Genomic DNA, 21323 nt, shown 5'->3' with positions numbered 1-21323 from the left:
CCGTTTATTTGAGTTTTGAAATATCAACTATCCGAACAGCTCCTTTTGAATTATAAATTTTGATACCGGCTAAGCTTTCTTTTTGAATTACTAATACACGTGAAGATTGTGACAAATAACCCGAACCATAATTCCATTCATGTCTTCTTTTATTACCATTTTTCAAAGTGATTTCCGCCCGGCTGTCGGTGGGTAAAGGTTGAATTTTTACTGTTTCTTTCCCAGTCTTTTCAGAAGCAAAAACTTTGAGCAAATCATTATTTTGAGCTGCAAGAATCAAGCGACTGCCGTTATTCAAGGATAATTCGGCCAAACCTTTTCCATCACCCTCCACCAGAAATCCACTTTTGGCAGAGGAAACCGGTGAGAAATCACCTTTCCCATTTCCGGTAAGAAGTAGTCCGTTAAACGCATCCAGCCGCCCGCTGATTGATTCCGGAGCATAAGAGTTTCCCGTTAAAAGTAAGTCCAAATGACCGTCATTGTTATAATCGCCGCTTACACTTCCGTACACCGGACCTAATTGCGCAGCTATCGGTAACGCTTTTATTTTAAATTTCCCATTACCAAGATTTTCAAGAAAAATACTTTCCATTTGCTCACAACTCAGTTTGACGGCGTCTTTTAACTCGTCTTTTGTGAAAATGTCTTTCATTTCTGCTTGGGCATAATCTCCATAATAAACGAAGCGTTTTTTGAGGAAATTCATCTGGCTAGTCATTTCGTCACGTGGATGAATAGGGTATAAGCTCTCGCCTGCATACCGGAACATTACCGGATCCATAGTTCCGCTTTTGTCAAAATCTTTGGCGAACATCGTAAGCGGTCTGGTTACTGATGGACGTTCTTCGGAGTTTAATCCTACATTTCCGGCAACGTAATCCATATCCCCGTCTTCATCAAAATCACCTGCTGTTAAGCTATTCCACCAACCATTTGTATTTGTCAAACCGGTCGAAGAAGTTATATTAAACAACTTTCCATTTTTATTTTTCAAAAAAGTCAGCGGCATCCATTCACCTGTAAGGATTAAATCTGTCCAACCGTCATTGTCAAAATCCGTCCAGAGTGATGTGGTAACCATACCGATATTTTTCAATTCCGGACAAATCTGTGCTGTCATGTCAGTGAACTTTCCGTGATCATTTCGGAGAATTGAGCTTTTGGGAGAAGTTGGATATTGACCCGGCGTAAGTCTGCCGCCTATAAATAAATCCAGATCACCATCTTTATCAAAGTCAATTGCGTTAACAGATGAGCCGCTTGTTGTATTGATAGGTAAGGCGGATGGATCCAGTTTGAAATTTCCTTTTCCATCGTTCAAATAAAGACGATCCTGGTAATATTTTGAATCAATCGGGAACTCGCTGCTGCCGCTGACGATGTACAAATCCAGATCACCGTCCAGATCCGCATCAAAAAGCAACGTGCCCATATCTTCTTCAAATTTTTGCTCTTTGGTCAACAGCTTTTCAATAAATTTTTGTTTTGCATTTTGAATGAAAAAACTTCCGGAATGATGGAAAGCGCCACCAATGTAGAAATCTTCACGGCCATCTCCATTAATATCACCAACCGCAATTCCCGGCCCGTTTTGAGATAATAAATGCGGTAAAAGGGGCTGGACTTTAAAATCAATATATAATTCTTCTTTATGTGTATAATGAATTCCCGAAATTTCGGAAACTTCTTGAAAAATCGGGGTTGGTATTATATGCTTTATTTCCTGAGTTGTTGTCGCCTTACTATAATCAATTTTTAAAATCTGATCAGAAGAAATATTTGTTAGCAATTGCGTTTTTTTATCAGGCCAAACCACACGCACAGAATCTACTTTCGTATTTTTTCCAAGACCAAAATGCAGCGTGTTTTCAACCGTAGACTGATAACCCCGGTAAGGGGAATGTTCGATAAACTGTTTTTCATTTTTAGTATAGAGCGTCACTTTGGCTCCAAAACCATACGGATTCTCTTTTGTTCCGTTAAGTTTTATGCGCAGATAATGATGATCCGGAAGTTTGTCTGAGTGGTTTTTATAGACAAAAGCTTCGTGATCGATATTGTTGATAATTAAATCAAGATCGCCGTCATTATCCAAATCAGCATATGCAGCACCGTTTGAAAAAGAAGGCGTATCAAAACCCCAGGATTCTGATTGGTTTTTAAAGGTGAGATCTCCGTTATTCTTAAATAAATAATTGGCAACATGCGCACCTTCTACTTCTTTCAGAGCCTGAACGGTTGGCGCATTATTAATATTTCCAGACTGGATTTGCTCCTGATATTGCGCCATTCTGTAAACCACAAAATCACGGTTTGTTATATCTTTTGGATATCCGTTGGTGATCATCAAATCCCGTTTTCCGTCATTATCATAGTCAGCAAACAACGCGCTCCAACTCCAATCAGTAGCCTGAATGCCTGAAAATCTTCCGATCTCGCTGAAAAAAGGGTGGTTTGTTCCAGGACGGTTTCCATTGTTATGCTGTAAAGTATTACGCATAAATTGTGGCTGATAACCCATCCGTTGTTCTGAAAGAAAGCGGTCATAATTCATTAACCCGAACATGTTTTTTCGCCGTGTGTTTCCTTCCGGCAACATATCCAGCGTTACAAAATCCACCAGCCCGTCGTTGTCAATATCAGTCGCATCGTTACCCATGGCAGAATAACTTTGATGACGGAAATAGTTAGTGATCTCATTTTTGAAGGTTCCGTTTTGCTGGTTAACATAAAGCAGATCATTCGACAAATAATCGTTGGAAACATACACGTCCGGCCAGCCATCTTCATTAATATCGACAATGGAAACACCTAATCCAAAACCTTCGGTAAGAATATTGGTTTCTGTTGAAACGTTTGTAAACTTTATCTGACCATTAATTTCTCCGTCATTCCGATATAATTTGTCGGTACTTAATGCCGAACCGTCTGTGCGTTTGGGCCGGATTACATTGGGGCCTTTTCTTTCCATGACGTTTACCACCAGAAAAACATCCAGATCGCCATCTTTGTCATAGTCGAAGAAAGCTGCTTGGGTGGTGTTGCCAGCATAATCAAGACCATACTTTTTCGCTTCTTCAATGAAAGTATTATTTCCTTTATTGATGTATAGCAAATTTGGACGAAGTGTGAAATCTTCATTTACTAAACGTGGCCCTGCCCGGCAAACATAAATGTCTAAAAAGCCATCGGCGTTAATATCGACCATTGAAATTCCACGGGACCAGCTATCAGCCAATGTGATTCCTGATGTATTGGTAATATCCTCAAATTTTAAATTGCCTTTGTTAAGAAAGAGACGACTTTCAGCCATGTTTCCACCCATGAAAACATCCTGTAAGCCATCGTTATTGATGTCGCCAACACCAACGCCGCCGCCATTGTAAAAATATTCGTAGGTGAGGATGTTGAGTTTTTCATCCTCTTTCAGATCATTGGAGAAATTGATTCCGGTTTTGCCGGAGGGAAGTAATTCAAATAAATTATTCTGATTCTTTTTTTTGCAGGTTAAGAGAGCACTGCTAATAACGAAAAGTAAGATCAGTTTTTGAATCATTTGGATGCGGTACTATCGGCTGATATTTTAGAGAAAAAACGAACTTCATACAGTTCCTGGTTTTTACCCGGAAGATATGGTTTTTGATGCTTTTTCAGCACAAGTTTGTCATTGTCCAGTTTGAGAATTTTGTAGCCATTCAAAAAAGTACCGGCTGAATCCAGATAAACGAGCGAATCAGATTTCAATATTTTGTAGTTATACTTTCTGAATTCCTCTTTTCTCCGTTCAAAAACAACACCATCTTTGGTATACTCAAAATGCGACCAATGTTCATCCTGCGAATCATTGGTATAAGTGAGGCCATTAACAAAATTTGAAATGGAATCCGTCTTCCAGGTGCCCAGAATCTGTTTTTGTTTTGACACACATTGCGTCAAAACAAAAATTAACAGAAAGGCTATAACAACTTTTTTCACGCTAATTTAAAACATTTCAATTTGAAAAGAGAAAGAAGCCAGCTTTTAAAAGGACACGCCCAATGTTGACTTCTTTCTCAAAAGGCCAGGAACATTCCTGAGCCACATTAACCATTAACAATTAACCCTTAACAATTAATAATTGCTATTTTGGATTAACACACCATTACTCAAATCCACTTCACGTTGTGGAAGCGGGAAATAATAATGTTTTGGTTTTACAAAATTACGACTTGGTTTGTAAGGCCCGCGGGCAATTTTATAATGAGCCGAAATATCGATCAGTCCAGCTTTATCCCAACGCATCAAATCCTGGTGTCTTTCATTTTCACCAGCAAGTTCCACGCGGCGTTCGTGCATGATATCTTTCATGGTAGCGCCAGTAATTGCTTTCAGGCCGGCACGTTTTCTAACCAGGTTCAATTCCGTATCGCCGCTTTGTCCTGAACGTATTTTTGCTTCTGCCGCTAAAAGATAAACATCAGCAGAACGAAGAAAAGCAGCATTCAGACTCTGATCCATATCACCGGTTGCAGTAAACTGCGAATATTTCTTAAACGCATAACCCGTTACACGCGTCATGTCAGCCGTGAATTCAGTTTCTCCCAAAGCACCTCTTTCTACCTTATCGCCCGGACTGAAAATTGAATATGCCAAACGTGGATCACCTTTTTCAAATTCACTGACAAGATCCTGGATAGGTTCATGAAAACCCCAGCCTCCGAAAGTTTGTGGTGTATGATAAAAAGCAGGCGAGTTGTCCGTCGTCCAGCCTGTTTCATATTGAAGTGAAAATAATGTTTCTGTATTATTTTCGGTCGTGAGTTCAAAATTCTGATTATACCCGGTTGCTAATTGATAAGCAGCGTTGCCGGTAACTTTTGTACTGGCTTCAATTGCTTTTGCCCAGTTTTCTTCATAAATATAAAGTTTTGCAAGAAAACCATATGCAGCGCCTTGTGTGACGCGACCTGCTTCTGTTGCGCTGTAAGATACAGGAAGCAAGGTTGCAGCTTTCAGGAAATCTGCTTCTGCCTGGGCACGTACTTCTGCCAAAGTTGATTTTGGTTTGTTGAAATTCAATGCAAGCGCATCAGCTTCCAAAAGGATTGGTACTTCGCCATAGATCAGCGAAAGTCTCCAATAGACAAAACCCCTCAGGAAATATGCTTCGCCCAGACTGCGGTTGCGCAAAGCTTCATCCATCGTCACTTTCGGCGCGTTGATCAATACCGCATTGGCTCTGGAAATAACCTCGTATTTCGTAGACCAGGTTGCCAGAATATGTGAATTGGAAGCATCGAAGGTGAAATTTTCCAACGCTGTTTCATCCGAATGGTCACCAGCCCGGTTCATATCATCCGAGCAGTTATCAAAGGTATATTCGGTATGTGCGAATCCGTCTTCATTAAGTAGCGGAGCGTAAATGGCATTCGTGGCAGAAACCACATCGTCGCCATTGCGCCAATATTGCTGGGAAGTAACCTGTCCGTAAGGGGTTGTATCGAGTAAATCTTGCTGGCAACTCATAAACGTTGCGAGGAAAATATATCCGGCTAGTATCGTTATCTTTTTCATAGGGTTTAGATTAGAATGATAAAGTAGCTCCGATTGTCCAGGTGCGCGCCAACGGATATTGAGCGTAATCAACGTTAAGCTGGCTGTATTTCTGTCCGCCCGCGGCATATCCAATCTCAGGATTAAGGCCGGAATATTTAGTAAAGGTTATAATGTTCTGACCCGTTACATAAACCCTTGCCTGCGACATTTTCAGTTTGCTTATCACCGTTTTTGGAACCGTATATCCCAGAGTCAGATTTTTCAAACGAAGGAAATCTCCTTTTTCTACAAATAAATCGGATGGTCTGTAATTTCGGTTTCCGTTGTCAATACTTACCCGCGGGATTGAGTTGCTGGTGCCTTCTCCATGCCAGCGATTTTGTTCTTCCGCATATAAGTTGAAAGAATAACTTGCATCAAGTCCCTGCATACGGTCTGCATTATAGATTTTTGATCCACCAACACCAACAAAGAATAATGTCAGGTCAAAACCTTTGAAATTAGCACCTGCTGAAAAACCATAATTTATTTTAGGCTGAGGACTGCCTATGATTGTTCTGTCCTGATCATCCACAACACCGTCCTTATTTAAATCCAGAAATTTGACATCACCTGGTTTAATTTGACCGTCTGTTTTGCGGGAATCATTAGCAATATTAGCATCTGAATCGATTTCTCCCTGATTTTGGTAAATTCCATTCGTTTTGTAACCATAAAAGGTACCATAGGGATGGCCTTCATAAGTTCTGACGATTTCCTGCTGACCTCTTCCGTATAATTGCGTTGCAAGGAATCCTCCCGGAGTTGCCAGTTTCGTAATTTTGTTTTGGATAAGTGTAGCATTACCGCTTATGTTCAGTGTTAAACCGCCAATGGAGTGACGATAAGAAGCTTCAAATTCCAAACCTTTATTTCTTAACTGACCTATATTCTGATCAGGAATTGTAGCAGTTCCGATAGTTCCAACGGCCGGAGGAGCTAAAAGCATCTTCTTTGTATCCTTGATAAAATAATTGGCAGAGAAATAAAGACTGTTTTTTAACAGGCCAGCCTCTAATCCAAAGTTAGTCATCTCTGCCGTTTCCCAACCAATATTTGTATTGGCAAGTCTGCTTTGCGCTGCACCGGAGATGAAATTTTGAACACCGCCGTTACCAAATGCATAACGGTAAGAAGAGTTGATCAAAGCAAGATATTGCAGAGAAGCAACGTTTTGGTTCCCCAATTGTCCCCAACCTCCTGTCAGCTTGAAATTGCTGAAAAAGGGAAGTGCATTTTTGAAAAACGATTCTTCTGAAATTCTCCACCCGGCAGAAAATGCTGGAAAATAACCCCATTGGTTACCTGGCGTAAATTTGGAAGACCCATCACTACGAACCGTTGCAGTAAGTAAATAACGATCCCGGAAGGAATAATTAACTCGCCCGAAAACAGAGCCAAGTGCATCATAACTGCGGCCGCCGTTCCCACCATCATTTTGAGAAATGGAAACGATAGTTCCTGCGTATTGCATATAACGCAAAGAAGGATCTTCACTTGCAAAATCACGCCCGCGCTGATTGGAATAAATGTCGTTGAAGGTTTGGGAAGTGTAACCCGCTACGACATTAAGGGAATGCTGACCAAATTTTTTGTCATAAGAAAGAAAATATTCCTGTAAAAACGACCAGTTTTTGTCATGGCCCAAATTCAACTGATTGTAAGAATTAGTCCTGAACTGATCATTGATTTTAATATCAAAGGAATGGGTTTCACCAAAGGTGGCATCCATGGCAAGATTTGCACGAAGTTTTAATCCTTCAACAATTTCCAACTCGCCCGTTACACTTCCTAAAAAACGATTGCGGATATTGTCCTGATCCTGATTATCTATCGTGAAAACTGGATTATTTATATCTCCGAAAGCACCAATTCCCTGCGTTGAGCTGTAAGATCCGTCTGCATTTTTAACCGGCAAACCTGGATGAAAACGAATTGCGCTCCAAAGTAATCCTGTTTGAGAAGACTGCGTATCAGGAGAAGTATTGTGTGTATTGGTAAACTGGAAATTCTGCCCGATTTTAATTCTCGAACCAATTTTGTGATCCGAATTTATACGAAAAGTCAGTCGTTTGTAATTTGACTTTCCAATAATTCCTTTTTCATTATAATAACCACCTGATAATGAAAAAGATGAATATTTGCCACCACCCCGAATCGATGCGTCATAATTTTGTGTAACGCCTTGTTTCAAAATTTCGTCCTGCCAGTTAGTTAACTGAGTTTGATATTTTGCATCGTTCCAAATCGCAGGAATCGGTAATCCGTCATTTGTATACGCTTCTCTTTTTAAGGATGCCAACGTTGGCGCGTCTAAAACATCAAGTGTTTTGATACGGTTGGTAACACCAACATATCCGTTAACAGTCAGGTTAATCGGATTGTCAAATTTTCCGCGTTTTGTTGTGATAATGATTACACCATTTGCAGCACGTGTTCCATAAATTGCTGAGGCAGAAGCATCTTTTAATATTTCAATCGATTCGATGTCGTTTGGATTGACATCGTTCATCGTTCCCGAAGGTACACCGTCGATTACAACAAGAGGAGTAGAGTTATTGACAGTACCAAAACCACGGATTTGAATCGAACCAGCGTCGCCGGGAGCACCACCATTTCTGACAATATTAACCCCTGCTGCTCTTCCCTGAAGTGCTTGTTGTGCTCCTCCTGAAGGCAAATTTTGAAAATCAGCTCCCTTAATAGAAGAAACTGCACCCGTTACATCTTTCTTTTCCTGAGTACCATAACCTACAACAACCACCTCTTTCAGTGCGCTTACATCCGGGGCCAGCGAAATATTGATAACATTATTTTTATCTGAAACCATTTCCTGGCTCACATAACCGATAAAAGAAAATTTCAACGTTACTGCGCCGTCGCCTACGGTTAACTGGTATTCGCCTTTCTCATTCGTTGAAGTTCCGGACTGGCTGCCAACAACCAGGATATTCACGCCCGGCAAACCTTCCCCTTTTTCATCTACCACTTTTCCTGATACTTTACGCTCAATTAACTGGTTTGGGAAAATGATTCCTTGTGATTGTATCGCTGTTCCTGACGCCTTTTTGCGAAGCAAAATCCGGGTTGTTCCAACTACTTCATAAGATACGTTGATAGGCGCAAGAATCTGATCCAGTACTTTGTTCAACGGACCTTTTAATTCTTTCAGTGAAGTATTTTGAATTCCCTGAATGCTGTTGGTGCTGTAAACAAATTTCACATCAGCCTGTTTTTCAATCAGATTAAGGATCTTCTTGATTTCCATAGATTCCACTTTGAGCGAAATTTCCTTGCTTAGCAATTCCTGTCCGCGGAGCGTGTGTGCCGTAGAAATTCCACAGCATAAAATGAAAATCAGCAGTTGTTTGGCAGTAGCACTTACTACACTATAAACAACCCGATCATGGGGTATTTTTCTATTCATAGGTTAAAAAGTTTTCCGGGTTATTGACATTTAAACATTAAGCATTCCGTTGGTTTTCAACAGCGATATTTACAGGTAATAATTGCATTATAGTATTTCCGTATATTTCTGACCCGCTCATTTATTTTGAGCATCCTTCTCCACGTACAAAAAGTGTTGTTCCACGTCTTTCATAAGTTGCGTTAAGCGATTTACAGATCAGATCTAGCTGTTCAAACAAAGAAAGATCGGTAAGATCACCGGTGAATTTGCAGGCTTCAACTGCATCATTTTCAATGACAATATCAATTCCGTAAGCTTTTTCAAGTAATGAAAAGGTTTCTTTAACCGGCGTTTCCAAAAATGTAAATCCATAAGCAACCCGTATTTCGGAGCGATTGATAACCGGATTCTCAACAATGGCCAATTCCATCTTTTTTGATTTTTTGTCAAAAATAATTTTCTGATTTCGGGTTAGAATAACTCCGTTGCTATTGGATGAAGCTTTGTCTGCCACTTCATAAACCGAAACTCGGCCGGTTGCTACCAGAACTTCAATGGAACGGGCATCGTCATAAGACTTAATAGTAAAACTGGTTCCCAAAACTTGTGTCACCAGATTTTCAGTAGATACGACAAACGGCTTGGCCGGGTTTCTTTTTACCTTAAAAAATGCTTCTCCATGCAGATATACCAATCTGCGTTCGTCGCCAAAATGCTCTGGAAAACTAATGCTGCTTTTCTCTTTCAAAATCACGATACTACCATCTTCAAGAACAACCCGTTGTGGTTTTTTTGAAGTATTTTTTATCTCAACAACGCCCTGGTTTCCCAATGTTTCAAGTTTCAAAACATCTGAATATTCAGACTTTTTCAGAAAACCCCAACTTCCCAAAAGAATTAAAATTGAAGCTGCAATTCCTTTTATCCACGGTAAAAAACGAATGTAAGCCGGCTCGCGAATTGTATCGGTATATAGTTTTTGCTTAATCCTTTTTCCTATTTTTTCTTTTTCAATCTCAAAAACAGGCGACTCGTTGAAGGGATTATTTTCCAGATATTCGTTTATAAACTTTTCCTCATCCGGCGATTGTTCACCGGAAAGGTATTTTTGCAATACTATATCAAAATCGAATTGATTCATTTCTTTTTTCTGGTGTCTTCGTTTCAGTTTTGCGTGTGATAGATCCAAAGATGATCTTTTAAAACTTTGAGCGATTTGGTAATATGGTATTCAACAGCTTTTTCTGATAAATTCAGCTCCTTTGCGATTTCCTTTACCGATTGGTTCTCAAACCGGCTAAGCTGGAAAATTTTGCTCGTTTTTTCAGGAAGTTTTTTCAAAGCATTGTCCAGTGCCTGTGAAAGATCTGTAAACTCGGCAGTGTTTTCGGTTAAAGCATTTTCCTGCATTTTTTGCAAAATGATGTATTCCTTATACTTCCTCCACGTAATTTGTGACTTGATAAAATTGGTAATCAAATTTTTCATTGAAATAACCAGGTACGAACTCAGATGCCTGATATTACTTTGTTCACGGCGGTTCCACAGACTTTCAAACAAATCATGAACCAGTTCTTCTGCTTCTTCTTTTGTACCGATTTGATGGTAAGCTATACAAAATAACTTGTACCAATACCGGTCATAAATCTCCCCAAAGGCAAATTTATTGCCTTCGCTGAGTTCTATAACCAGCTGTTCATCAGTTAAAATTCTGTTCATTAAAGTTTCCGCTTTCAGGAATACAAAGGTATGGTCAAACAAAGATTAAAAACCCCTAAACAGTTTTAAGATTTTTTGAATTTTTTTTGAAGTAGGACATATATTCTAAATTTCCTGATATAAGTAGCCGATGGGTTCTGCATAAAAAAAAACCTCCCAAATCATTGGAAGGTTTTTCCTGAATTTTATTTTGAACAAAAAGCCGATGGCTAATTGCCGAAAGCCGAAGTGATATTAGGCAGTTTTCGGTTTTGCCATTTTACTTTTAAAAAACTGAAATATCATTGGGAGAACCGAGAATCCGATAATTCCGAAAATAACGAGTTCGAAATTCTTTTTCACAATGTCCATGTTACCGAAGAAATAGCCAAGCAGAGTAAGTGATGGAACCCAAAGAACGGCTCCAAGTACGCAGTAACCTATATATTTTGAATAATTCATACTTCCCGCACCCGCAACAAAAGGAGCAACCGTGCGGACGATTGGGATAAAACGGGCCATAATTACAGTGCTTCCGCCATGTTTTTCATAAAAAGCTTCTGTCTTTTCAAGATATTCTCTTTTCAGGAATAAAATCCGTTCTCGTTTTTTTATTACACCGCCAAACTTTTTACCCATGAAATAATTGACGTTGTCACCCAAAAGCGCAGCGATTATTAATACCACAATAATCAGCAAAACATTAAGTCCTGTTCCTTCATTAGCCGCAATTGCACCGGCTGCAAAAAGAAGCGAATCGCCAGGAAGCAGTGGCATGATTACCAGACCGGTTTCTGTAAAAACGATCAGGAAAAGAATAACATACGTCAGCGTACCATACTGTTGTACAATATCAAACAAATGCTTATCCAGGTGAAGGAAGAAGTCAATAAACTGCTTTAATAATTCCATGGCTTTAAAATTTGACCAATTAAGTTATGAGATGAAAGATGAGTTAAAACAGTTATTTTGAATCAATTTTCCATTCTTTTTTCGTTTTTGCATTCAAAAAATGATTGAAAGTATCTCCACGCAGTCCCAGACGAATTGTCTCCAAAGGAATAAGCTCACTTGGAGCAATATTCCCCAGGTTTACATTCGATCCTAAAAGTTTAACAAACCAAACCTGCTGCGATTTTTGCGGTGCTTCCCAAAGCATTTTTTCAAAAGGAATTTGTGTCAAAATCTCTTCTACCAAGCCTTGGCGCACTTCACCGCTTGCTCTGAAAAGTCCTACATTTCCTGATTCTCTTGCCTCTCCGATTACTTTCCACGCACCAGCTTCCAGTTCAGACTGAATAAGCTGAATCCATTTATAAGGTGGAATGATTTTGTTTTCATCTTTTGATCCAACTTCCGACAACACAGTTACCTGCGTAGCCAGTTTGCGGATATATTCACATTTTACATCCTGAGCCATTTCAACGGATCCGTCAGAAACTTCTGCAAATTTCAGATCATATTTATCCAAAAGTTTGCGGAAGTCATCAAACTGATTTCTTACTACAAAGGCTTCAAATAAGGTTCCGCCGAAATAAACAGGAATACCGGCATTTTTATAAACGGCCAGTTTTTCATTCAGATTGGATGTAACATAGGAAGTGGCCCATCCCAGCTTTACGATATCTATAAATCCGGAGGCGCTGGAAATCATATCTTCGGTTTCCCTGATACTAAGCCCTTTATCCATAACCATCGTAATTCCCTTTTCACGAGGCTTTTCAGAACGGGAAGGAATCTGTGATAACGTAAAATTCATATTTGGATACTCTTTTAAGTCTTCGAAAAACTCGGGCAAAGGTAGCAATTACCTTTGATACGTAGCAATTAAATCCATAGTATTGACATGATTCTCTGCGTAAATCTGTGTTAATTACTATTTTCCAATAATATACCGCTGTATATTTACTTTTCTTAATGATTATTTAAAATGAAGGAATCTTTGAAACCCGATCAGGTTAACGACAAAACCCGTTTAGAATATATGCAGACTTTTATCGGAAAACCGATGGAGGGAAGTCATTCCCCTGTTGGCAGATGGCTTAACGGAACGCTGCTGGACATTCAGGAAGGAAACATGAAAGTAGAATTTGTTGTAAGAAAAGATATGTCGAATCCGATGGGAATATTACACGGAGGCATTGCAGCTACGATTTTAGATGAAGTAGTAGGTACCATGGTATATGCTTTGGGAAGAGAATTTGCTTTCGTTTCTGTTAACCTGAATTGCGATTTTTTGAACGCTGCAAAAGTTGGAGAAACAATTTTTGCCAGCGGAAATGTAATTCGCACCGGCAAAAATATTGTACATGTAGAAGGAAGTATTGTCAGCGCCGAAGGTGTGATTATTGCAAAATGCACAAGTAATCTCCTTCAAACCGGATTTAGAATTCCATCCTGATTATAAATATCCCTGAGCCTGTAACTGGAATAATTCAGCATATTTTCCGCCGATATTCAGTAACTCGTCATGTGATCCGAACTCGATCAGTTTCCCTTTTTCAAGGAATAGAATCCGGTCAGCCATTCTGACGGTTGAGAATCGGTGAGAGATAAGTACCGCCATTTTTCCATGGATCAGCTCACTGAAGCGTTGGAAAACCTGATGTTCGGCGCGGGCATCGAGGGCGGAAGTTGGTTCGTCTAAAACAATAAGCTGAGCATCTCTCATGTAGGCACGTGCCAGAGCGATTTTTTGCCATTGCCCTCCGGAAAGCTCGGTTCCTTCCTTAAACCGTTTTCCTAAAACCTGTTCGAAACCGTTCGGTAGCTGGGCAATTAATTCATTGGCCATACTCATTTCTGATGCAATTTGAATCGCTTCTTTATTATCAATATTTTCAATGTCTCCAACCGCAATGTTGTCGGAAACCGTCATTTCGTATCGGATATAATCCTGGAAAATAATGCCAATGTTGGCCCGGAGATCAGCCAGCTGGTAATCTAAAATGTCAATTCCGTCAATTAAAATCCGGCCTTCTGTGGGTTTGTACAAACAGGCAAGAAGTTTTACCAAAGTGGTTTTCCCTGCACCGTTTTCTCCAACAAGCGCCAGTTTTTCTCCTGGATTTAAAGTAAAAGAAAGATTTCTTATCGCCCAGAAATCATTGTCAGGATATTTAAAACTGACATTTTCAAAAGTTATTCCCTTTTGGATAGGCCGCGGAATTAAATTACCGTTTTCGTTGGCCAGAATTGTTGGTTCAATTTCAAAAAACTCAAAAAGATCTTTCAGATAAAGTGCGTTTTCTGCAATGCCGGAAAACCTGCTCATGATACTTTGGAGCATTCCGTGCATTCTTTGAAAAGAACCGGAAAGAAAAGTCATGGTTCCTATCGTAATCAACCCGCTCAATGTTTGCATTAATACAAAAAAGTAAGCGGCATAATAAGCCAACGTTCCAATGGCCGATAAAAAATATCCCCAACTCGCCCGACTAATAGAAATTTTACGATTGGCGAGATAGTATTCTTCTGAAAGTTCCTTAAAACGTTTCGCCAGATAATTTTCCAGACCGAAAACCTTGACTTCCTTCGCCGTTTCGGCACTTGACCCGAGGTAGCGTAAATAATCCAGTTCTCTTCTTTCAGGTGTCCAGCTTCTCGTAAGTGAATATGTTTTTTCGTTAAAATGTGTTTCTCCTAAAAAGGATGGGATAACGGCAATAATGAGAATAAGTATCAGCCAGGGATTGAAAACGATCAAACCTGCACCCAGAGAAAGCAGCGTTAGAATATCCTGAATTTGCGCCAATGTTTGAGAAAGCAATACGGTTCTGCCGGAAGTTTGGCGACGGGCGCGTTCCAGTTTGTCATAAAAAACAGGATTTTCAAACTGATATAAATCCAGTTTTGCCGCGTGATGGACAAGATCAACAGAGGTTTTATTGGCGACCAGATCTCCAAGTAAACTGTCAAATAAATTGATACAGCGGTTTAATAGATCTGAAATTATAGTTAATGCAAGTTCGGCACCAACAAGCAGCCACAAATAATTATGGGAATCGCTGTCATTATTAATCAATCTGACAACTTCATCAATGATTTCTTTACCAATGTAAAGCATCAATAAAGGAAGAGCGGATTTGATAAGCCGGAAAAAAATATTTCCCAGGGTCAGTAATTTGTTTGTTTCCCAGACAAGTTGGAAAAAGCGTGGGAGATTTTGTAAAGCAGAAAATCGCTTTTTAAAAGATTGTGAAGACGAGGAAATTGATTTAAAAGATTCAGTAGCAGGGATTTTCTTCAATAGATATTATTAAGTTGGTGATACTCAATTAATCGTTTTAATCAGAAAAAAGTTCGCTGATTTTGACCTCATCGTTTTAAGATCTTCGCATAGAGACTTTACTCAATTTATTATGTTTTAAACGCTGAAACCTTACCTTTGAATTATGGAAAAAAACTTCATCGATTTGCCCGAAAGCCGTCAGCAGCAACTTATGGCATTTGACCGTTTGCTTACTATCATGGATGAATTACGGGAACAATGTCCCTGGGACCGTAAACAAACTTTGGAAAGTTTGAGGCATCTGACAATCGAAGAAACGTATGAATTGTCGGATGCAATTCTGGAAAATGATTTGCCTGAAATAAAAAAGGAGCTGGGAGACGTTCTTTTACATATTGTTTTTTATGCCAAAATCGCTTCCGAAAATAATCCGGAAACCGGAGTACGGTTTGAAATTGCTGATGTATTGACAGGAATTTGTGATAAACTAATTTCACGCCATCCGCATATTTATGGAGATGCAAAAGCAGATACCGAAGAACAGGTCAAACAGAATTGGGAAAAATTGAAATTAAAAGAAGGAAATAAATCTGTTTTATCCGGAGTTCCCGCGTCTTTGCCGGCGCTTGTAAAAGCAATGCGTATTCAGGAAAAAGCGCGTGGAGCAGGATTTGACTGGGATGAAAAACAGCAGGTTTGGGAAAAGGTAGAGGAAGAATTGCAGGAGTTTAAGGAAAATTTTGATATTGAAACGACAGAAGTAATTGATCAAAAAGAAGCAGAAGCGGAATTCGGTGACTTATTATTTTCGTTAGTTAATTATTCAAGATTTGTAGATATCAATCCTGAAACGGCATTAGAACGTACCAATAAAAAATTCATCCGCCGTTTTCAATACATGGAAGAGGCGTCAAAAGCGGATGGGAAATCGCTGACGGAAATGACTTTGACCGAAATGGATGAGTACTGGAATCAAGCGAAAGCACTGAAAGTTTAAGGGAACGCGCTCAGTTACATATCATTTTCTTTCAACATTCTTATAAAATCGTCTTCGTAAGCTTTTACTGCTTTCAGCAATTCATCCAGTTCTTTTTTCTCTGGTGTTCCTGGTTTTGCTCCGAAAATTTCATCAATTCTTTCGGAAGCTTTTTCATACTCGCTTTCGTTTTTCAGTGTCATATTATATCTGCTTTTTAATATTTCGATACAAATTTAACAATAAAAAGCCGACTCAAATGAATCGGCTCTTTTATTGTTAAATTCAACCTGATGTTCTAATATCCACTATTTTGCGTCAAAGTAGGTTTTCCGCCTACCTGGCTGTTTAATATTTCCTGAATCGGGATCGGGAAATATTCATGCTTTCCTTTTACAAACTGAGATCCTTTCAGATAGGCACGTTTGGTACCTTCAACCAGATAGTAAGCATTCATTGTCTCGGCAGCAATTCCCCAGCGAACAAGGTCATAGCGTCTGTTGCCTTCCATTCCAAGTTCAAGACGTTCTTCAAATCTGACAGCTTTACGGGCATATGCCTGATCTGGCCAAGTGGTGCTGTACTCTTTGATTACATAATTAGCAGCAGCTGTTCCGTCAGCATTTTTTACAAAACCTTCCGGTCTTGCAGCTCTTGCACGAATCTGGTTTACATAGGCTCTTGCTTTGTCAAGGCTACCTATTTCCGTTTCAATTTCAGCAAGCCACAGTAATACCTGCGCATAACGTATCATACGGAAGTTATTGGCATTTAAGCGGTTATTGGAAGCGAACGAAGGATCAGCTTTGGCTGAAACGTGTTTCTTCGGAGAATAAGGGCCTCCGTATGTTTGATCTCTAACATAGGCTTTCCCAGGATGAACGCCCCAGTCAAGATATGGAATGCCACGACGGCCAACTGTCCAGTCCAAACGAGGATCAAGTGGTCCTGTATAAGGTGTAAACGGCGCCGTTGATTCAATTCCCTGATCGTTTGGAATATCAGAATTGTCGTAAGTATCTAATAACGGCAATCCGTTTGCATCCGTTTTGAAAGCATTAACCAGATTATTAGAAGGCTGGAAAAATCCGCAGCAGGTTGTAAATGCACCACCACCATATGGATAATTCAATGTCGATCCGATATTACCGTTTTCTCCACCGGCAGCACCGTCGTTCACTGAATATTCTACTTCAAAAATTGATTCTGCATTGTTGTTTGTACTAGCCTGGAAATTGTCGTGGTATTTTGCCATAAGACTGTATTTCCCGCTTGCAACAATCGCTTCCAGAATTGTTTTTGCTTCTGCATATTTTTTCTGGAACAGATATACTTTGGACAACAGCGCACCCGCAGCCCATTTTGTAGGGCGGCCTGGCTGAGATTGTGAAGTTGGCAAAACATCATAAGCTGCTTTCAAATCTGCTTCAATGTTTGGATAAATATCTGTGCTGTTCGGCAATTTAGTACTTTCCAGATTGTTGGGATCGTATGTTTTATCGTCGATGTAAGGCACCATGTTATACATTTTCTTCAACTCGAAATGGTAATTTCCACGAAGAAAACGAGCTTCGGCTGTTATTTGAGCGCGTTCTGCATCTGTAAAATCAGTGGCTTTGGCCAAATTTTGAATTACATCATTTGAACGGGCGATACCATCGTACATACCTCTCCATTTTCCGCGGAAATAGATATTATCAGATGCAATATTTCCTGTTTCAATTAAAGATATAGGCGGCTGGTCACCCGCATTGGTACCTTTATGTGCATCATCTGAGGCAACACTTCCGTACACCCAGTTATCAGCCCCAACATTGTAAGACCGGTAAGCACCTTCGGCTGTTGCCCAGCCATCGAGTAGGGCATACGCCCCTACCAGCAAAGCATTTACGCCTATTTTGTTTTGTAAAGTTGTTGAGCTAAGTGCTGCTTTTGGACTTACATCCAGAAACGAGTCTGAACATGAACTCAGGATTCCCAGAATAACGGCCGAGAATAGTATGGCAATTTTTTTCATCTCTTTATAAAATTAAAGTTTTGCTAAGATCAGGTGATTAGAAACTTACGTTTAGTCCAACGATATACTGTTTTGATGCAGGATATGATCCGCCGTCAACGCCAATTTGCCTGTCATTACCAGCGCCATAGTTACGAAGGTTAATCTCTGGATCCATTCCTGAATATTTCGTAATAGTGATCAGGTTCTGGCCCTGAACATAAATGCGGCAAGGTCCCAGTCCCAGTTTAGAAGCAATACTTTTTGGCAGTGAATAAGTCAGCTGAATATTTTTGAAACGGAAATAAGAACCTTTTTCCAAATAATAATCAGAAGGAAGAATACTAACCTGATCGCTTGAATTCAGCTGAGGAAGGATAGCACCCGGATTGCCCGGTCTCCATGATTCGTTCAGCATACGTGTACTTTTGTTTCCAAAGAAAGTAGGGAAATCGGTCCAGTATTTTACGTAGTTGAAGATTTCATTACCCTGCACACCAGCTCCGAACAAAGCAAGTCCGAAGTTTTTGTAATTCACATTAATGTTAAGACCGTAAGTGAATTTCGGGTGAGGATTGCCAATGATGCTCAAATCTTTGGTATCAATTACTCCATCACCATTTACATCGACAAATTTGAAACGGCCAGCTCTGTTTTCATTTGAACCCAGATTGTTTTTAGGAGCTTCTTTTGCTTCTGCATCAGTCTGGAAAATACCGTCATGTTTATAGCCAAAGAATGATGAGATCGGGAAGTTCTGTTGTGTTACAACAAAGTTCTGGATACGCTCATCGTTGATACCAAAATACTGGGTATTGGGATCACCGTTTGTTTTGGTTACCAGGTTACGGTAGGTACTTACATTGGCTCCGATCGTATAAGTAAGATCTCCGCCAAGCGTTGCTCCATGATAATTTAAACCAAGATCAACACCACGGTTTCTCATAGAACCGATATTTTGGAAAGGCGCAGCAGCCACACCAGCTGTTAAAGGAGGAGATACCGGAAACAACATATCGGATGTTGTACGTGTGTACCAGTCTAAGGCCAGGTCAAATTTTCCTTTGAAAAAAGCAGCATCCAAACCTATGTTGGTAGAAGTTGTAGTTTCCCATTTTGCTTTTACATTACCAAATTGCACCAGTTCATATCCCGGAACAGCAGAAGTTTTTGCACCGTTCAAGTCATAGAAAGATAAAGCTGGGTTTGTAGCATATTGTGTAAAGGAGTTATAATTCCCGATTTCCTGATTACCTGTTTGTCCCCAGCCAACTCTAAGTTTGGCATAAGACAACCATGTAGCCGATGATTTTGCGAAATTTTCTTCAGATAAAACCCAGCCACCACTTACAGCAGGGAAATAGGCAACACGGTTAGCAGCAGCAAATCTTGAAGAACGGTCACGACGAACAGTTGCATCAAATAAATATCTGCCTTTTAAGCCATAGCTTGCGCGTGCAAATTCTGATGCAAGTCTCCAGTTGGCAGCACCTCCGTTGTTTGTCTGAACACCTGTTCCTGCGCTTAAGTAACGATTATCCAATCCATCAACCAGGAAATTTGTACGTGTCGCGTCAAAGTTTTCGTAATAATTTTTGATAGACTCAGTACCGGCAATAATGTTGAATTTGTGCAGATTGTTTAACACAATGTTATAAGTCAAAGTGTTATACCATGTCCAGGTCCATTCGTAGTTATTGGTCGTCGTTAAACTCTGTGTACTTCTCGCTTCCGCAGATTCAATATCTCTTGGCGTGTAGTTACGATAATTGTACAGGTTATAATCAATACCAAAGCTTGATTTTGCCGTAAGATTTTTAAGGATATCAATCTCTGCATAGGCATTACCAAACAAACGAACTTCGTTTTGACGATTATCCTTGTTTCTAACCAATAGAGATACAGGGTTAACCGAGTTATCGACGTCGGTACCACGTGTTCCTGCAAAATTTCCGGCAACATCATAAACAGGAACGATAGGCGGTACACGGTAAGCAAAAGTAGTAGGATTGCTTTCGTTGCTGTTTCCGTTTGGCTGGCCAACTCTCGAAGCATAACCAACCTGGAAATTCTGTCCTACTCTGATTCGCTTATTGACGTTAAATTCTGTGTTGGAACGTAAAGTATAACGTTTAAAACTTGTATTGATCATAATACCTTGTTGGTTGAAATAATTCAACGACATGGCATAACGACCACTTTCCGTTCCACCGGAAACACCGATCTGGTGATTCTGGATTGGTGCTGGCTGATAAATTTCTTTCAACCAGTTTGTTCCTTCTTTATTTGCTTTGGTAATCAGCCATTTTGTTTTGTTAAAATCAGCTGAATTTACGTCTGTGGTGTAATTAACATAATTACCGTTGGCATCCTTTGCCACTTTTGGATCACCTTCATAAGTTCCCGAAGGAAAAATGTAATCCGGAATTTTAGGCGTAGCTCCATTACCAAACTGTGCGTGAGTCGGATATGTTAATGATGTTCCTGCCGGAAATGCACCGTCAACCATTTTTGCCTGGTTAATTGTATTCGTTCTTGCTTCCCAGGTTAGGTCTGCATATTGTTGTGTGTTCAACATGCTCAGTAATTTTCCAGGACGTTGTGTTCCGTAATAAGTGTCATAAGTAAAAACCGGTTTCCCAACTTTCCCTCTTTTTGTAGTAATGATAACAACACCATTACCAGCACGTGATCCATAAATAGAAGCTGCAGATGCATCTTTCAAAATCTGCATGGATTCTATATCATTAAGGTTCAGCGTGTTCAAAGTATTGGACACACCATTTGCCCCAACACCTTTTGTTGGAACTCCATCAACAACATATAGGGGTGAGTTGTCATTGATTGTTCCAAATCCACGAATACGTACTGAAACACCACCGCCAGGGCTGTTTTCATTACCAATAACCACACCCGGCACTTTTCCTTGCAATGCCTGCCCAAGGTTAGTTGATGGTGTACTTAATAATTGTTTAGCATCCAAGGTTGCTACTGCGCCCGTAATTTCCTTTTTAGATTGCGACCCATAACCGGTTACAACTACTTCGCTCAGGTTTTTAATGTCATCAACTAAGCTGACATCAACAACAGATTTTGTGCCTACAACAATTTCTTGTTTGCCAAAACCAATAGAAGAATATACAAGTATGGCACCGGAAGTTTTTAAATCAATCGCATATTTTCCGTCGGCATCTGTTACGGTACCGGTAGTTGTTCCTTTTACCGTTACATTAACACCGGGTAAGCCAATATTGTCTGTGGAGGAAACAACTTTGCCCGTGACGCGTTTGTCCTGGGCAGATGCTTCAATGCTGCTAAAAATTGCCAGAAGCAATAAGGTAACAGTAAGAAATAGGAATCGTAAATTTTGTTTCATAAATGGGGATTTTGTTAAATGTTAAAAAAGTATTAGTTATTGTCAAGATAATATTAAAAG

14 protein-coding genes are annotated in these 21323 nt (G+C 39.9%); 2 read left to right on the top strand and 12 right to left on the bottom strand.

The genetic code is table 11. The annotated features are described in order from the left end of the window. Positions 1–4: 4 nt before the first annotated feature. From FDK13_RS22105 to FDK13_RS22070, 8 genes are all read right to left on the bottom strand, one after another. The gene (locus tag FDK13_RS22105; protein WP_137342201.1) at positions 5–3559 is read right to left on the bottom strand and encodes a VCBS repeat-containing protein; all 3555 of its coding nucleotides are present in this window, start codon (positions 3557–3559) and stop codon (positions 5–7) included. Next, positions 3556–3978 (bottom strand): hypothetical protein, encoded by a 423-nt coding sequence (locus FDK13_RS22100; protein ID WP_137342200.1) that lies wholly within the window; start codon positions 3976–3978, stop codon positions 3556–3558. Before FDK13_RS22100 ends, FDK13_RS22105 begins: the two co-directional genes overlap by 4 nt. 135 nt (positions 3979–4113) lie before the next feature. Next, the gene (locus FDK13_RS22095; RefSeq protein WP_137342199.1) at positions 4114–5556 is read right to left on the bottom strand and encodes a RagB/SusD family nutrient uptake outer membrane protein; all 1443 of its coding nucleotides are present in this window, start codon (positions 5554–5556) and stop codon (positions 4114–4116) included. 10 nt (positions 5557–5566) lie between these two features. Continuing rightward, positions 5567–9004 carry a TonB-dependent receptor gene (locus FDK13_RS22090; protein WP_137342198.1) on the bottom strand — a complete coding sequence of 1146 codons (3438 nt, stop codon included), beginning with the start codon at positions 9002–9004 and terminating at the stop codon, positions 5567–5569. Positions 9005–9125: 121 nt separating this feature from the next. Further along, positions 9126–10175, bottom strand: coding sequence for a FecR family protein (locus FDK13_RS22085; RefSeq protein ID WP_170982878.1), 1050 nt, complete (start codon positions 10173–10175; stop codon positions 9126–9128). Continuing rightward, on the bottom strand, positions 10151–10705 hold the full coding sequence (locus FDK13_RS22080) for an RNA polymerase sigma factor (protein WP_137342196.1): 555 nt from the start codon (positions 10703–10705) through the stop codon (positions 10151–10153). Before FDK13_RS22080 ends, FDK13_RS22085 begins: the two co-directional genes overlap by 25 nt. A 234-nt stretch (positions 10706–10939) precedes the next feature. After that, a complete protein-coding gene (locus FDK13_RS22075) occupies positions 10940–11596 on the bottom strand; it encodes a DedA family protein (RefSeq protein ID WP_137342195.1) in 657 nt (218 codons plus the stop codon). Between the two features lie 52 nt (positions 11597–11648). Then, positions 11649–12443 carry a phosphosulfolactate synthase gene (locus tag FDK13_RS22070; protein ID WP_137342194.1) on the bottom strand — a complete coding sequence of 265 codons (795 nt, stop codon included), beginning with the start codon at positions 12441–12443 and terminating at the stop codon, positions 11649–11651. A gap of 171 nt (positions 12444–12614) precedes the next feature. On the opposite strand from FDK13_RS22070, the gene FDK13_RS22065 reads away from it, so the two are divergent. Further along, positions 12615–13085 (top strand): PaaI family thioesterase, encoded by a 471-nt coding sequence (locus FDK13_RS22065; protein WP_229216160.1) that lies wholly within the window; start codon positions 12615–12617, stop codon positions 13083–13085. Here FDK13_RS22065 and FDK13_RS22060 read toward each other — a convergent pair whose 3' ends face one another. Beyond that, on the bottom strand, positions 13086–14933 hold the full coding sequence (locus FDK13_RS22060; protein WP_229216158.1) for an ABC transporter ATP-binding protein: 1848 nt from the start codon (positions 14931–14933) through the stop codon (positions 13086–13088). It abuts the gene before it with no gap. Between the two features lie 145 nt (positions 14934–15078). Between FDK13_RS22060 and mazG the strand changes: the two genes are divergently transcribed. Then, entirely contained in the window at positions 15079–15912 is an 834-nt protein-coding gene (gene mazG, locus FDK13_RS22055) for a nucleoside triphosphate pyrophosphohydrolase (RefSeq protein ID WP_137342193.1), read from the top strand. A gap of 14 nt (positions 15913–15926) precedes the next feature. On the opposite strand, the gene FDK13_RS35525 is transcribed toward mazG, so the two are convergent. From FDK13_RS35525 to FDK13_RS22045, 3 genes are all read right to left on the bottom strand, one after another. Further along, positions 15927–16094, bottom strand: coding sequence for a hypothetical protein (locus tag FDK13_RS35525; RefSeq protein ID WP_170982877.1), 168 nt, complete (start codon positions 16092–16094; stop codon positions 15927–15929). Between the two features lie 95 nt (positions 16095–16189). Next, positions 16190–17908: a RagB/SusD family nutrient uptake outer membrane protein gene (locus FDK13_RS22050; RefSeq protein ID WP_137342192.1), complete on the bottom strand. Its 1719-nt coding sequence runs from the start codon at positions 17906–17908 to the stop codon at positions 16190–16192. A 37-nt stretch (positions 17909–17945) separates the two neighbouring features. Beyond that, positions 17946–21263, bottom strand: a complete 3318-nt coding sequence (locus FDK13_RS22045; protein WP_137342191.1) for a SusC/RagA family TonB-linked outer membrane protein — start codon at positions 21261–21263, stop codon at positions 17946–17948. Positions 21264–21323 lie beyond the last annotated feature (60 nt).

It is taken from the genome of Dyadobacter frigoris, assembly GCF_005280585.1.
Classification (GTDB): Bacteria; Bacteroidota; Bacteroidia; order Cytophagales; family Spirosomataceae; genus Dyadobacter; species Dyadobacter frigoris.
Note: the sequence above shows the minus strand (reverse complement) of the source record. Positions and strands in the feature narration are given on the sequence as shown.